The organism is Thioreductor micantisoli (genome assembly GCF_055392745.1).
Map to the genome: position 1 here is coordinate 82,675 of NZ_AP043760.1, position 14,825 is coordinate 97,499.

The window sequence follows — 14,825 nt, forward strand, 5'->3', positions numbered from 1 at the left end:
TGAATGAATAGAGCAAAAGTATTGGCTAAAAAAAGCCTTAAAAGACAAAAAAGAAAATTAAGAATTAGAGGAAAAATCTCTGGAACAGCAGATTTTCCAAGAGTAAGTGTATTTAAATCAAATAAATTCATTTCTGCTCAAGCTATTGATGATGTAAAAGGTAATACATTAGCTCATGTTGATGGTAGTGCTTTAAAAATTGCATCAAATAAAGAAGGTGCAGTAAAAGCAGCTGAAGTTTTCGCAACTCAATTAAAAGAAGCGAAAATTGAACAAGTAAAATTTGATAAAAATGGTTATCAATACCACGGTGTTGTTAAAGCATTCGCTGATGCTTTAAGAGACAGCGGTATTAAACTATAAGGTGTGATGATGGCTATAAACATTAAAGATATAAACAAAGAAGATTTTGAAGAAGTTGTAGTTGACGTAGGTAGAATTACAAAAGTTGTAAAAGGTGGTAGAAGATTTAGATTCAACGCTCTTGTAGTTGTTGGAAATAAAAATGGAATTGTTGGAATTGGAACAGGAAAAGCAAAAGAAGTTCCTGATGCAATTAAAAAAGCTGTTGATGATGCACTTAAATCACTTGTTGATATAAGTGGTGCAATTAATGGTACAACAATTAATCACGATGTTCAAGTTAAATATAATTCAAGTGTAATTTTACTTAAACCAGCAAGTGAAGGGACAGGAACAATCGCAGGCGGTGCGGTTAGACCAGTATTAGAACTTGCAGGAGTTAAAGATATTCTTACAAAATCATTAGGTTCAAATGAACCACATAACTTAGTACATGCAGCAATTAATGCATTAACTAAAATTAAAACTAAAAAATAAGGGTTGAAAATGGCATTACATAATTTACAACCAGCAGAGGGTTCTACTCACCCAACTAAAAGAATTGGTAGAGGTCAAGGTAGTGGAACTGGTAAAACATCTGCGAGAGGACAAAAAGGTGCTAAATCTAGAACCGGATATTCAAGAAAAATTGGATTTGAAGGTGGACAACAACCACTTCAAAGAAGATTACCAAAAGTTGGATTTACTTCAAGAGTAGTTAAACCTTTAGCTATAAACGTAGTAAAATATCCAGCTATCAAAGAATTAAAAGAAATTACAATAGAAACACTAAAACCTGTAGTAAACTTTAGTAAAAGTGTAACAAAAGTTAAACTTATCGGAAGTGAAGCTAAAACTTTAACAGATAAAATTAAAGACAGCAATATTACAACTTCTGGAAAGTAATATGAATCCTATAGCAAAAAAAATCCTAATTACTCTTGGATTTTTGCTAGTATATAGGATTCTTGCCTATGTACCAGTGCCAGGAGTAAATATTAGTGTAGTTAAAGATTTCTTTACTTCTCACAGTGGTGATGCTCTTGGTATGCTAAATATGTTTAGTGGGAATGCTGTGAGCAGATTATCTATCATTTCTCTAGGTATTATGCCTTACATTACAGCTTCAATTATTATGGAATTATTAGCAGCTACTTTCCCAAATCTTGGTAAACTTAAAAAAGAAGAGATGGAAAAATATATGCAAGTTATCAGATATACAACTGTTGCTATTACATTAGTCCAAGCAATTGGTGTTAGTGTAGGTTTGCAAAGTATGACTGGTAAACATGGTGAAAGTGCTATTATGATTGATAGTAATACTTTTATTTTAATTTCAGCATTTAGTATGTTAGCTGGTACTATGACACTTATGTGGATAGGTGAGCAAATCACTCAAAAAGGTGTAGGAAACGGTATTAGTTTAATTATTTTTGCTGGTATTGTTTCACGTATTCCAACAGCAATTGCAGGGACATTTGAAAGTGTAAATACAGGGGAACTTAATGTAATAGTTTTACTTGCAATTATTGCAATTATGATTGCTACAATAGGTGCTATTATTTATGTGGAATTGGGTGAGAGAAGAGTGCCAGTTTCATATCAAAGAAAAGTACTTATGCAAAATAGTAAAAAAAGAATAATGAACTATATTCCTATTAAAGTGAATTTAAGTGGAGTTATTCCTCCAATTTTTGCAAGTGCAGTTTTGATGTTTCCAACAACTGTATTGCAAGCAGCAACGAATCCAATATTAGTTGCAATTAAAGATTTTTTAAATCCAAATGGATTATTTTTTAACTTTTTAATGTTTTTATTTGTAATATTTTTTGCATATTTTTATGCATCAATTACATTTAATTCAAAAGATATTTCAGAAAATCTAAAAAAACAAGGTGGTTTTATTCCAGGTATTAGACCAGGGAAACATACTGCAGAATTTTTAAATGAAGTAGCGAGTAGATTAACATTTTGGGGTGCAATATATCTTGGGATTATTGCCGTTGTTCCTTGGTTACTTGTAAAATCAATGGGAGTGCCTTTCTATTTTGGTGGAACAGCAGTTTTAATTGTAGTTCAAGTAGCAATTGATACAATGAGAAAAATTCAAGCTCAAATGATGATGCAAAAATATGATACTCTTTCAGCTACTGGACTTTAATCTTTTCTTTTCCCTTTCGGGAAACAATCAACAAATTACAAATATATTTACAAATTATGTTAAAATACGAAATATTTAAATAAGGAATAATAAAATGGCAATATCTTTACGAAAAAAGAGTGAAATTGAAGAAATTAAAAAATCTGCCGAGTTGGTTGCAAAAGCATTAGAACTTTCAAGAAGTATGGCCAAAGTAGGTGCAACTGGATTAGAAGTTGATAAAGCAGTAGAAGATTTAATAGTTGCTAATGGAGGAAGACCATCTTTTAAAGGTTTATATGGATTTCCAAATAGTGTATGTGTAAGTGTGAATGAAGTTATTATTCATGGAATTCCTAATGATATTCCTTTTAAAGAGGGTGATGTAGTTGGATTTGATATTGGTGTTGAGCTGAATGGTTGGTTTGGTGACGCGGCTATTACAGTTGGAATTGGAGAAATTAGTGATAAAGATCAAGAATTAATCGATGTAAGTCGTGATACACTTTATAAAATGATTGATTCAATTAAAGTGGGTATGAGATTTAAACAACTTAGTAAAATTGCCGAAGATTATACGATATCAAGAGGATATGTTCCATTAAGAAATTATTCAGGACATGGAATTGGAAGAAAACCACATGAAGAACCTCAAATTTTACATTATTTAGAAGGTAAACCAAATCAAGGTGATAAGATTAAAAATGGAATGGTATTTTGTTTTGAGCCTATGATTTGTCAGGAAACAGGAGAAAATGACACTATTGAAGATGGATGGGGAGTAGTGAGTTTAGATGGTAAAAGAGGAAGCCATTATGAGCATCAAATAGCAATGGTAGATAATAAACCAGTAATATTAACACAAACACAAGGAGAATAGATGGCGAAAGATGATGTTTTAGAGGTAGATGGAACTGTTACAGATGTATTACCAAATGCAACATTTAAAGTTACACTTGATACAGGGCATAAGCTTTTATGTCATATTTCAGGTAAGATTAGAATGCATTATATTAGAATAGTTGCGAGCGATAAAGTAAAAGTAGAGTTAAATCCTTATTCGTTAGATAAAGGTAGAATTACATATAGATACTAAGGAGAAATTGTGAAAAAAATAATTTTAGCATTATTAGTTGTGAGTGGTTTATTTGCTTTAACAACTGATCAAAAGCTTGATTTAATTTTAAATAAATTAAATAATATTGATACGAAAGTAAATAAAGTTGATAATAAAGTAAATATTCTTAATAAAAGAGTAAATAAAGTTGAAATAAAAGTTAACAAAACTCAAAAAGCTCAAAAAGAAATTTCAATTAAACAAAAAGTCATTTCTAAAAAGGTTACAGAAGTAAAAGCAAAATCTTGTGATAATATTAAAGTTATGGATTTTGATTATAAACCTGTAACTATTGGACTTGATGAAGGCTTTAAATTAGGATTTAAGCTAAAAAATAAGTATAAAAAAACTATAAAAGCTGTAAATATTTTAATAAATTTTAGAGATGCTGATGATAATAATTTGTTAGCAGAATCTTTAATTAAAAGTAATCTTGATATTAAACCAGGAAGTGTTAAATATGTAACAGATTTATATGATTCTACTGTAATGGGCAATGAATTAGCAAAATATTTACCAACAACTCCTAAAAAAGATATACATTTAGAAGTAAAACCTCTTTATATTAAATTTACTGATGGTTCTGTAGTTAGATGTAATAGATGGTGATTAAGTAATAATTATTTACTTATCATCTCTTCTATTTTTTCTTTAATTTTTATTTCTGCTAAATCTTTAGTTAAATAATTAAAATCTGTTTTATCAATTAATTTTATTTTTGTTCTTGTAACTGCTACATAATATAGATTAAGTTCATCTATTTGAGATTGCTCTTTGCAGTTATTTAGAAAAAATTTTAAATATCCTTCATTTGGCTTTTTTAAATTTTCAGTATCTTTAAACCATCTAGCTATACTTGAATAACAAGGAAAATCATCACATATAGTAACTTTATCAAATTCCAATCCTTTTGCAGTGTGTGCAGTTGTCAAAAAAAGATTTGAGTCTGAAGTTTTATAATATTTTTGTGCTTGTTTATAAATTTGCTCTAAATTATCTATTTTTGCTACTTTTACAGCTGTTAATAATTCTATATCTTCATCAGCTATTTCTTCTATATAATTTAAAATATCAGATTTATATTGTTCTTTTTTCCTTTTTGATAATGTTTTAAATTCTCTATCAAATGATTTAAGATAATTAAATTCTTTATCTAAATTTCCTCTATTTTCTAGTTTATTTAGATTCAAAGCAAGTCCAAAAATAGCAGAAGGTGCACGAATAGTTTTAAACTTTTTTTTATCTTCCAATAGGTATTTCATTTGTAAAATAAGTTCTGCATTTGTTCTAGAAATAATAGCTGTTGTTTTAATCTCTCTGTTTTTTCCTAAACCTTTAAGATTAGCTTTTTCATTTTTAAATATTTGTAAAAAATTAGTGGCTTTAAAGGCAATCTTTTCATCAAATCTAAAAGAGTGTGTCAAAAAAGCAATTTTTGCTTTAATTTTATTTATAGCATTTACACTTCCTCTAAATGAGTAAATTTGTTGGTGCCTATCTCCCACTATTATTTTTTGTTTAGCTGGTAAATTATAAAAGATAGACAAAGTTACATCATTAGTATCTTGTGCTTCATCAAGCAAAATCATATCGTATTCATTAAATGTAATATTTTGAGATATTAAATCTAATTGAAACTTTTTAAGATAAAAAGAGTGATTAACTGATAGTTTCTTATTTAACATATCTTCAAATATAGTTTTTGCTAATTTTTTTTCATTTGTCATATTTTCTTCATTAAAACCACTACTTGCAGAATTACAAAAATTTTCAAATATTGTTTTTGCATTATATGCTGTTGTGTAATCAACATTATAAATTTGAGTAATTTCCATTGTGGAATAATTTTGTTTAAGTGTATATCCATATCTGTGAATAACATAATTATAAGCAAGTGAATGAGTAGTTTTTACCCATGTATTTGTGCCTTTAAATCTCTCAAAAGCTTCATTTGCAATAGCTTTATTGAAGGCAAGGTATAATTTTCTTCCTTGATTTTGTTTAGCTATTTCATAAAGTAATGTAGTTTTACCAGTTCCTGCAAAAGCTATTATTTTTAATAATTTTTCTCCACTTTTAATAATATCTAATATATTCTTTTGTTCATTTGTAAGTTTCATTTAGCTCTTTTGTTTTTAAGCGAATTATAATATAATTATACTCTTAAAAAAATATAATAAAGGACAAATAAATGAAAAAAAAATTATTTAACTACAATTGTCCTATACACAAAGGTTCAACAAGTTCAATTATCAATGGTTGCACTGAAGGTATAATCAATTTAAACAAATTAAGTTATAAATGGGCTTATAATTTATGGGAAATGACACTTGCAAATACTTGGTTTCCAAAAGAGGTGGATTTGACAGAAGATGCAAGACAATACAGAAACTTATTACCTAGTGAAAAAAGAATGTATGATAAAATACTCAGTCAATTAATTTTTATGGATTCAATCCAAACAAATAATTCAGTGGATAATGTAAATCCTTGGATTACTGCACCTGAAGTTAATATGTGTTTAGTTCGTCAAGCGTTTGAAGAAGCTCTTCACTCTCAAAGTTACGCTGTTATGGTGGATAGTATTAGTATGAATACTGATGAAATTTATGAAATGTGGCGAACAGATAAGCAATTAAAAGGTAAAAATGAATTTATAGGTAATGTTTATGAAACTTATGGACAAAAAGCGATAGATGGAGATGATGAAGCAAAAATTTATATGATAGTAGCTAATCAATGTTTAGAAGGAATTTATTTTTATAGTGGATTTGCCGGATTTTATGTTTTGGCAAGAGCTGGAAAAATGCTTGGATCTGCTCAAATGATTAGATTTATCCAAAGAGATGAGATTACACATCTCCAACTTTTTGCAAATATTTATAAAGAGATCCAAAAAGAAAATCCTAATCTTTTTACAGATAAAGTTATTCAAAATGTTAGAAATATGTTTTATCAAGCTTATGAGCTTGAAAGAGATTGGGGATATTATATTACAAATGAGCAAATCTTAGGATTTAGTAATAAATTAATTGATAATTTTATTAAATATCTTACAAATCAAAGACTTCATGCCATAGGTCTTGAAGTATTATTCCCTGAAATTGGTGATAAAAATCCACTTTCTTGGTTTGATAGTTTTAGTAGTTTTAATGAACAAAAAACTAACTTTTTTGAAGCAAATGTAGCTAATTATTCAAAAGGAAGTTTAGATTTTGATGATTTCTAAAAGCATTCCAATTAGTGAAATTTTTTATTCAATTCAAGGAGAAGGTAAGTATAGTGGCCATCCTTCTTTATTTATTAGAGTTGGAGGTTGTAATCTAACTTGTCCTGGATTTTCCTCTCATGGATGTGATAGCTTCTATGCTGTGGATAAAAAATATAAATCATCTTGGAATATGATGAGTATAAATGAATTAACTCAAGAAATAGAAAAACATTATCCTTGTGATATTGTTTTAACAGGAGGAGAACCTACTTTATATTATCAAAAACTTTATCCAATAATTGAAAAATTTGGAAATATAACAATAGAAACAAATTCTACTATTGATATAGATTTTGATAAATATCCAACTTTCAAAGATGTAACTTTTGCGATGAGTGTAAAACTCTCAAATAGTGGAGAAAAATATTCTAAAAGAGTAAATAAAAAAGCAATAAAAAATATAGCTAATAATGCAAAAAAAAGCTTTTTTAAATTTGTAATTAATTCTGATGTTCATTTGGAAATAGAAGATATTACAAAAGAAATCAATTTACCAATTTACTGTATGCCTCTTGGTGAAACAAAAGAAGAATTAGAAAAAAATGCTATATTTACTTTTGAATTTTGCCTAAAACATAACTATTTTTATAGTGATAGAATACATATTAGACTTTTTAGTAAAAAAAGAGGGGTGTAATACTAATTTGTATTAATATTTCCTACTTTTTTTATAAATAAAATTCCAATGCTTGAAGAAATTAGACTTATTATAAAAAATAAAAATGCAACTACCACACCAGTTGCAGGATTTAGATGTAATAATTCAAGTCCATATAAAAAAGTAAGCTCTCTTAGTCCCACTCCTCCTATTGATATAGGAATACTGCTAACAACAGATGATATTAAAAATAGAATAGAAAAATCGATTAAATGCACTTTAATTCCAAAAGAAAATAGTATAAAAATAAAGCTTAATACTTGTAAAGATTGGATTATTATTGAATAATTTAAGTTTTTACAAAAAGAGGGCTTGAATTCTATAAAAAATATTTTATGTATAAAATATAGGGCAAATGGAGATATGATTAAAAGGAATACTCCAAAAGCTAAAAATGAAGTGAATGAGCTAAAAAATAGCAATATTGACATTAAAATAAATATTGCAAAAAGTCCAGAAACTCTATCTATCAGAAGAGATTTGATTATAAGTTTATATCCTTTGTTAAATGATTTCTCAAATTTATAAGCTTTATAAGCATCTCCTCCAATTCCTCCTGGAAGCAGGGTATTATAAAACATTCCTACATAATAAAGCATTAATTGATATTTAAAAGTTGGAGTAATGTTAATATTTGCTAAATAAGTGTGAATTCTTTTTGCAGATATTATTTGAGATAAATTAAATATTATAAAAGCTACTAAAAGCCAAAAAGGCTCTTTTAATTCTATTTTTTTTAGCTCATCTATATTTAATTTATGAAAAATTATCCAAAATGCAAATAGAATAAAAGCTATTTTTATAACTAATTTAATTTTGTTCTTCATTATTCTCTTTTGAAATTATTTCTTTAATCACATAAGGTTTTTTATTTTGTGCTTCATAATAAGTTCTAGTTAGTAATTCTGCTATAAATCCTGTTGTAATTAATTGAATACCACCAATTATAAGCATAGTTCCAAGTGTAAGAAGAGGTCTTCCACCTATACTTTGGCCAAAAAGTTTAATAATTAAAAGATAAAAATCTATTAACATACCAGAACTAAACATTATAAATCCAACGCTTCCAAAAAAGTGCATTGGTTTTTGACTAAATCTTTGCATAAATACTAAATACATTAAATCACTAATAACCTTGAAAGTTCTATTGAATCCATATTTACTGCTTCCAAATTGTCTTTCGTGATGTTTTACCGGAATTTCTGTGATTTTTGCCCCATACATTTTGGCTAAAATTGGTATAAATCTATGAAGTTCTCCATAAAGTTGTAAATTTTTAGCTACATCTTTTTTGAATACTTTTAAAGTGCAACCATAATCAGTAATATGAACTCCTGTAACTTTTCTAATGATTTTGTTTGCAATTTTACTAAGGAATTTTCTTACAGGTTCATCTTGTCTTTTTGCTCTAATTCCCGCAACTACATCATAACCTTCATTTAATTTTTCTATCATCATTGGGATATCACTTGGATCGTTTTGTAAATCTCCATCCATTGTTACTATTAAATCACCCTTGGCTACTTCTATACCAGCTGCCATTGCTGGAGTTTGTCCATAATTTCTATTGAAAATAACTAGTTTTGTTTTATCATTCATATGTTTTTTTATTTCATCAACTGTATTATCTGTGCTTCCATCATCTACTAAAATAAGTTCATAAGTGAAATTTTGCAAAGCTTCATCTACTTCTTTTATTAAATATTTTATATTTTCTTCTTCGTTCATCAAAGAAACTACTACTGAAATTTGCATTTAATTCCTTTTTTTTTGATATTATATCATTTATGAAAAGAATTATTAAATTTTTATTTTTAATCCTATGGATTATTTTATCTTTTGTTGTTGCGTGGCTTGCCATCATTAGAATTGGTGGGAATTTTCATCAAGTAGCACCAGGAGTATATAGAAGTGCTCAGTTGTATGAATATAATTTTAAAAAATTTTATCAAAAATATCATTTTAAAACTATACTTAATTTAATAGGCAAAAAAAAAGATAAAAAGTGGTATCGATATGAAATAAAATTTTGTAAAGAATATAATATCACACATATTGATTTTGCTATGAATGATAAAGAAAAACAGAGTATAAAAAGAATGAAAAAGCTTATTTCTAGTATTAAAAATTCTCAAAAGCCTCTTTTAATTCATTGTAGAAGTGGTGCTGATAGAACAGGTTTAGCAAGTAGTTTATATTTGTATAGTTTAGGCGATAAAAATAATAGTATGCTTAGTCTTAAATATGGACATTTTCCATATTTAGGTTCTCCTACAAAAGCTATGGATGAAAGTTATAATGAATATATTAAAAAACAACTAACTAAATAAAGAAGAGAATTTACTTTATTTATTATTTCTTTTCTCCTAATGCAATTAAACCATTTTTATAAATAACTTTATATCCTTTTATATCTTTTGCTTTTAATAAAGCTATTTCACCTTTTTTAGGATCTTCTTTTGGTGTAATTTTATTGAAATAGACACTAAATGATGGCAAATCTGTCTTTAAATATACTTTTTGAATATGATGTTTTTTTGCAAATATAGCAGCCTCTTTTACTGGCAGTGCTCTTGCATGAGAATAGATCCAACCTACATAATTTAAAACAAAAATCGTGCTAAATCCTAAAATTAATACTTTTGTATCTTTATTTGTTTTAAGAAGAGTTAAAATTAAAATAGCTCCCATTAAAATAAAATATAAATAATTAAAATATGGCATCATAGCTTTTGTGGCTAAAACTACATCTATATTATGGATGTTAGGCAAAATAAAAGGAAGTGCAATTAATAAAATTACAAATAGAGCGAGTGGTAAACTTAAATAAAATGTTTTAACTCTATCATAAATTAAAGCCATAAAAATAAACATAGGAGTATATCCGTAAATTATATAATGAGGAAGTTTTGTTCCTGAAAAAGAGAAAAATATAAATACAAATAAAAACCAAATAGAACCAAACAGAAAAAAATCATCTTTTTTGCTAAGAAATTCTCTAAATTTAATAAAATATCCAATCATTAAAGTAGTCCAAGGTAAAAATCCAATTAAAAGAACAGGAATATAATAAAAATAGTTTCCTTTATGATGTTCCATTGGTGAACTAAATCTTTCTAAATTGTGTTTTAAAATAAACCCATCAATAAATTTATCACCTTGTCTGATATATTCCATAACATACCAAGGAAGTGCAATTATCAAAAATATAGCAATACCTTTTGGATTGAAAATTGATTTGAAAAAAAACTTTAAATCTTTTTTTATTAGCATATAAATAAATGTTACAACCAAAGGAATCATTATAGCAACTGGCCCTTTTGTAAGAGTTCCAAATCCTATAAAAGCAAATGCAAAAAGTAGATATTTTTCTTCTCTTTTTTTAAGATACAAATAGATACTAAACATTGAATAAGCAATCCACATATTTAACATACTATCAGCAATTGCAGCCTTTGCAATAAGCCCTATTTGCAAGGTAGTTACCATAAAAAAAGCGCTTAAAAGGGCAACTTTTTCATCATATATTTTTTTAGTAAAGTAGTAAATCCCACCTACCCAAAATGTAGCAGCAATAGCGCTTGGAAGTCTAAAAGCAAATTCATTAAGGCCAAATATTTTGATACTTAAAAGTTGCATCCAATAAATAAAAATAGGTTTATCAAATCTTAAATTACCATCTAAAAATGTTGTAATATAGTTGTGATTATGTAGCATTTCTCTTGTAGCTTCACTAAAAGCACCTTCATCTAAATTAAATAAAGGAGTAATTCCAAGTAGAATAAAAAAGTTTAATAATAAAGCTAATAAAAGATAGTTTTTGTTTATTTTATCCATTCAATTCCTTTTTTGAGTGGTATTGTAGCATAAATTGTTTTGTATTATTTATCCATTTTACGAGCATATTTTATAAAAAGTCTTTTTGTATCTAAAAATTCAGGAATAGGAGTTTTATTTAATAAAAACTGTGATAAAAATTTAGCAGAATATACATAATTACTAAAACCTCTTCCACCACCACCATTAATGATATAAAGATTACCAATATAAATAACTTCTTTTGGAATCCTACCTTTTTTTATTTGGGGATATTTTTCAAGAGTTTTATCTGTATCTATAATTTGACCAATAATTGGGAAATAGTCGATACTTCCAGCTCTCATTCCAGCTTTCATAGAGTAAATTGAATATTTAGGAAGTTTTACAATTTCTTGTGCTTTATTTATTAAAATATTAGCATTTTCCGCGTTAGGTTCTTTTTCACTCCATCTTCGCTCATGTGTTGCACCAATTTTAACTATTCCATCAAAATTTGTAGAAACTGAACAGTTTTTATGGTAATGATGTTTTGTAGAAAGCGAGGTCTTAATCTCTATTCTTTCTCCCCAAACTGGACGAATTTTAATATAAGGAATATTGATAATTTCTTCCCAGCCAGTAGCTAAAATAAGGTTTTTTGCTTCTATAGAATCATTCAGTATAAAATTTTTTTCTTTTTTTATTGAAGTGATTTCGATTTGTTTAAATTCTACATTTTCAATCAATTTTTCACAAGTTTTTTGACTTCTCTATTGCACCGCCATTTTCAAAAAAAAAGCCACCTTTTTTTTCTTCATAAGGCAAAGTAAAAGTTTTTTTATATTCTTGAAATTTTGGAATATCTTTTTCATCTCGTGGGAGGATTAAAACGCCAGATTTATTTGTTTTGATTTCTAATTTTTCATAAAAATCAAAAGCATAAAGTAGGGCATCATTTACAAATTTGGTGTATTTTGTATTAAATCCAACTTTTGGGAAAAGAAAAGCACCTGCAGCATTACTCGCTTTTTGACAAAGACCAGCTTTATCTACAATTAATACTTTTTTATCTTGTAAAAAGTGAGCTATGCTGCATCCTGCAATACCAGCTCCAACAATTACATAATCATAAATCTCCATTCTTTAAAGCCTTTGAATAAATTAAATATCTTTTTGTAACTCTTTTCAAATAATTTTTTGGTTCATCATATTTTAAATTAGCTAATAGATAATTATAAACTTCATGTGAGCTCATAGAATTAATTTTATAGGAAGCTTTAATGATATTATAATCTCCTCTGTTTCTTCTACATACTGTTACACCCTTTGAGTTTTTTTCATGTGAATTAAAAGCGCAAGCTACATTTCCGGCCCCCGTATTATAAGCAGCAACCGAACAATAAAATCTACTTACTGGATTTTTAATTTTTCTCATATAACCATAATAAATCTTATTTAAATAAGCACTTCCTATTAAAATGTTATTATGTGAATTGTATAAATATCCTGGAGTTAAGATTTTTTTATCACCATATAACATTTTGTAAGCATCAGCACCTGCAGTTGTAGGAACTATTTGCATAAGTCCAAAAGCTGGGACATAACTTCTTGCCATAGGATTGAAAGCACTTTCTGTATGAATTATAGAGTATATAAAAGGTGCTTGTATTTTGAATTGATTTGATCTTTTTAAGACATCTACTTTAAATCTTCTAGCTTTGTTTAAAAAAGCTTCTGAAGGCAATTTGATTTTAATTGTATAAACAAAATTATTTTTAATTTTTGATGGTTTTTTGATTATTCTAGCATTTTTCGTTTTATTTATAGCATAATTGACTGCTTTTTTAATTGTTGGAGGTTTTTTAAAAATCATATCACCGACTATCGGTTCATTCGATGGAGTTCCCTTTTCTACTACATTTTGTAATTTTGGATTAGTTGAAAGTTTTTCATCTACTTTTTTTAAAACAGGATTGTTATTAACAGCTTCTTTTGTAGTTTCTGTTGTTAAATTATATAGAGATTTAGCCATAGCTTCTTTAGCAGCTTTTTCATTTTTACTAATAACATTAATTTCTATATAATTATTATTATAATCAATTTTTTTTCTTATTTTTTTATCTTTTGAATATTCTACAAATATTTTTTTTGAACTAAGTTCAGGATTTTTCCAATATTTAGAAATCTCTTTTTTATATTCAATAAAGCCTTTACTTAAGTTATCTATATATTCTTTATAGCCTTCATTTAACTCTTTTTTATAATTATTAAATTGATGATTTGTTTGATTTTGAAAATCTTGAAAATCTTTTATTTCATTATTTTGATTTAAGGCAAATAATGAAGTAACTAGTAATAAATATGATAAGGTTTTTTTCATTTTAATCCTTTATCTGTTTCCATTAAAATGTATAAAAAATTATTATTTGGATTTTTACAACTTTTAATAATTTTTGAACTAACTTTTTGACCATTTACTGTTTGAAATGAAATAGAATTAACAGAATGATTACCTGCTTTATTGTTTAAAGTAGAATTACTAATAGTCTCTAAATTTACAATAGTATTTAGCTGAGCTGCTATTTCTGAAATCGCTTTAGAAATAGCTGATTTTCTTTGAGCTGATTCTCCATAAAAATTAGGAGGGGCTATCCCAATACCATAAATTTTACCTTTTTTTACAGGAATATTTAAAATCCAACTTGGCTTATTTAGACATATTCCATTATTTTTATTGTTATTCAAAGAAATAGTAGAACATCCTACCATTATCAAGGTAGATAATGATAAAATAATACTACTATATTTTAATTTCATTATTTAGAACCAAATTCTTTTTCTACTGCTGCATCTAACTCTTGGTCTGCTTTTTTAGCTTTGAATTCTTGCCATAATGCTTTATCATTTTTAAAAGATGTTTTAGCTGCATTTTTTACTTGCTCAGCTACTGCTTTTGAATCAGGCATTCCAACTAATATAAATAGTGTCCCTTTTGTTGGTGAAACCCAAGTTTTCATAATTTTTGAACCACTTAAAGTAGCCTCGGCAACTTGTTTTGAAACATTTTGAGTTGCTTTATCTGCTGTTTGAGCATCTCCTACCCCAGTACTTGCTTGGAATTGTTTAAACATGTTTTTTACTTTTACTTTAAGTTGTCTTGTTAGTGCATCTCTTGCAGCTGCCGTAGCTTCTGTTCTTTGGAAAGAGATTCCTAATGGATTTTTTTCAGAACTTCCTACACCAAAAAGTCCACCTTCCATCATAGCTCCACCATCACATACCCAACTAGGTGCTTTAGCCCCTTCTATTGTACATTGTTGAATATCTTGAGCTGGAGCTGGTTGATTTTTATTACATCCAGCCATAAACCCTGCTATCGCTAATGCTAATATTGAACTTGTTACTAATTTTTTCATTTTTCATCCTTTTTTAGATTATTTTGGATAATGATAGCACATAAAAACTTAAATATTACTTAATGATTTTGTTTGTAGTTATG

At 27.2% G+C, this 14,825-nt stretch carries 19 protein-coding genes; 10 read left to right on the forward strand and 9 right to left on the reverse strand.

Annotation, left to right across the window (positions count from 1 at the left end; genetic code table 11):
* Positions 1-3: 3 nt before the first annotated feature.
* The 7 genes from rplR to ACZ5OA_RS00510 all read left to right on the forward strand — a co-directional run bounded on the left by rplR (position 4) and on the right by ACZ5OA_RS00510 (position 4,208).
* Positions 4-363 (forward strand): 50S ribosomal protein L18, encoded by a 360-nt coding sequence (gene rplR / locus ACZ5OA_RS00480; protein WP_464907578.1) that lies wholly within the window; start codon positions 4-6, stop codon positions 361-363.
* A 9-nt stretch (positions 364-372) separates the two neighbouring features.
* Positions 373-840, forward strand: a complete 468-nt coding sequence (gene rpsE / locus ACZ5OA_RS00485) for a 30S ribosomal protein S5 (protein ID WP_464907579.1) — start codon at positions 373-375, stop codon at positions 838-840.
* A gap of 9 nt (positions 841-849) precedes the next feature.
* Entirely contained in the window at positions 850-1,248 is a 399-nt protein-coding gene (gene rplO / locus ACZ5OA_RS00490) for a 50S ribosomal protein L15 (protein ID WP_464907580.1), read from the forward strand.
* Between the two features lies 1 nt (position 1,249).
* Complete coding sequence (gene secY, locus ACZ5OA_RS00495) at positions 1,250-2,503, forward strand: preprotein translocase subunit SecY (RefSeq protein ID WP_464907581.1); 1,254 nt, start codon at positions 1,250-1,252, stop codon at positions 2,501-2,503.
* A 94-nt stretch (positions 2,504-2,597) separates the two neighbouring features.
* Positions 2,598-3,362, forward strand: coding sequence for a type I methionyl aminopeptidase (map, locus tag ACZ5OA_RS00500; RefSeq protein ID WP_464907582.1), 765 nt, complete (start codon positions 2,598-2,600; stop codon positions 3,360-3,362).
* On the forward strand, positions 3,363-3,578 hold the full coding sequence (infA, locus tag ACZ5OA_RS00505; protein WP_464907583.1) for a translation initiation factor IF-1: 216 nt from the start codon (positions 3,363-3,365) through the stop codon (positions 3,576-3,578). It abuts the gene before it with no gap.
* Positions 3,579-3,587: 9 nt separating this feature from the next.
* Positions 3,588-4,208, forward strand: coding sequence for a hypothetical protein (locus ACZ5OA_RS00510; RefSeq protein ID WP_464907584.1), 621 nt, complete (start codon positions 3,588-3,590; stop codon positions 4,206-4,208).
* An 11-nt stretch (positions 4,209-4,219) separates the two neighbouring features.
* Here ACZ5OA_RS00510 and ACZ5OA_RS00515 read toward each other — a convergent pair whose 3' ends face one another.
* Positions 4,220-5,719, reverse strand: a complete 1,500-nt coding sequence (locus ACZ5OA_RS00515; RefSeq protein ID WP_464907585.1) for a UvrD-helicase domain-containing protein — start codon at positions 5,717-5,719, stop codon at positions 4,220-4,222.
* Between the two features lie 71 nt (positions 5,720-5,790).
* Between ACZ5OA_RS00515 and ACZ5OA_RS00520 the strand changes: the two genes are divergently transcribed.
* The gene (locus ACZ5OA_RS00520; RefSeq protein ID WP_464907586.1) at positions 5,791-6,828 is read left to right on the forward strand and encodes a ribonucleotide-diphosphate reductase subunit beta; all 1,038 of its coding nucleotides are present in this window, start codon (positions 5,791-5,793) and stop codon (positions 6,826-6,828) included.
* Positions 6,818-7,507: a 7-carboxy-7-deazaguanine synthase QueE gene (locus ACZ5OA_RS00525; protein WP_464907587.1), complete on the forward strand. Its 690-nt coding sequence runs from the start codon at positions 6,818-6,820 to the stop codon at positions 7,505-7,507. Before ACZ5OA_RS00520 ends, ACZ5OA_RS00525 begins: the two co-directional genes overlap by 11 nt.
* 2 nt (positions 7,508-7,509) lie before the next feature.
* Here ACZ5OA_RS00525 and ACZ5OA_RS00530 read toward each other — a convergent pair whose 3' ends face one another.
* Positions 7,510-8,355, reverse strand: a complete 846-nt coding sequence (locus ACZ5OA_RS00530; RefSeq protein WP_464907588.1) for a lysylphosphatidylglycerol synthase transmembrane domain-containing protein — start codon at positions 8,353-8,355, stop codon at positions 7,510-7,512.
* A complete protein-coding gene (locus ACZ5OA_RS00535; protein WP_464907589.1) occupies positions 8,339-9,283 on the reverse strand; it encodes a glycosyltransferase family 2 protein in 945 nt (314 codons plus the stop codon). Before ACZ5OA_RS00535 ends, ACZ5OA_RS00530 begins: the two co-directional genes overlap by 17 nt.
* Before the next feature lie 32 nt (positions 9,284-9,315).
* Between ACZ5OA_RS00535 and ACZ5OA_RS00540 the strand changes: the two genes are divergently transcribed.
* The gene (locus tag ACZ5OA_RS00540; protein WP_464907590.1) at positions 9,316-9,858 is read left to right on the forward strand and encodes a phosphatase domain-containing protein; all 543 of its coding nucleotides are present in this window, start codon (positions 9,316-9,318) and stop codon (positions 9,856-9,858) included.
* Between the two features lie 22 nt (positions 9,859-9,880).
* On the opposite strand, the gene ACZ5OA_RS00545 is transcribed toward ACZ5OA_RS00540, so the two are convergent.
* From ACZ5OA_RS00545 to ACZ5OA_RS00570, 6 genes are read right to left on the reverse strand one after another with little or no spacing between them, the layout of a single operon-like run.
* On the reverse strand, positions 9,881-11,365 hold the full coding sequence (locus tag ACZ5OA_RS00545; protein WP_464907591.1) for an ArnT family glycosyltransferase: 1,485 nt from the start codon (positions 11,363-11,365) through the stop codon (positions 9,881-9,883).
* A 44-nt stretch (positions 11,366-11,409) separates the two neighbouring features.
* Positions 11,410-12,072 (reverse strand): FAD-dependent oxidoreductase, encoded by a 663-nt coding sequence (locus ACZ5OA_RS00550; RefSeq protein WP_464907592.1) that lies wholly within the window; start codon positions 12,070-12,072, stop codon positions 11,410-11,412.
* Between the two features lie 4 nt (positions 12,073-12,076).
* Positions 12,077-12,466, reverse strand: coding sequence for an FAD-dependent oxidoreductase (locus ACZ5OA_RS00555; protein ID WP_464907593.1), 390 nt, complete (start codon positions 12,464-12,466; stop codon positions 12,077-12,079).
* The gene (locus tag ACZ5OA_RS00560; RefSeq protein ID WP_464907594.1) at positions 12,453-13,706 is read right to left on the reverse strand and encodes a transglycosylase SLT domain-containing protein; all 1,254 of its coding nucleotides are present in this window, start codon (positions 13,704-13,706) and stop codon (positions 12,453-12,455) included. The genes ACZ5OA_RS00555 and ACZ5OA_RS00560 overlap by 14 nt, the downstream gene beginning before the upstream one ends.
* Positions 13,703-14,143, reverse strand: coding sequence for a hypothetical protein (locus tag ACZ5OA_RS00565; protein WP_464907595.1), 441 nt, complete (start codon positions 14,141-14,143; stop codon positions 13,703-13,705). Before ACZ5OA_RS00565 ends, ACZ5OA_RS00560 begins: the two co-directional genes overlap by 4 nt.
* On the reverse strand, positions 14,143-14,742 hold the full coding sequence (locus tag ACZ5OA_RS00570) for an LPP20 family lipoprotein (RefSeq protein ID WP_464907596.1): 600 nt from the start codon (positions 14,740-14,742) through the stop codon (positions 14,143-14,145). Before ACZ5OA_RS00570 ends, ACZ5OA_RS00565 begins: the two co-directional genes overlap by 1 nt.
* Positions 14,743-14,825 lie beyond the last annotated feature (83 nt).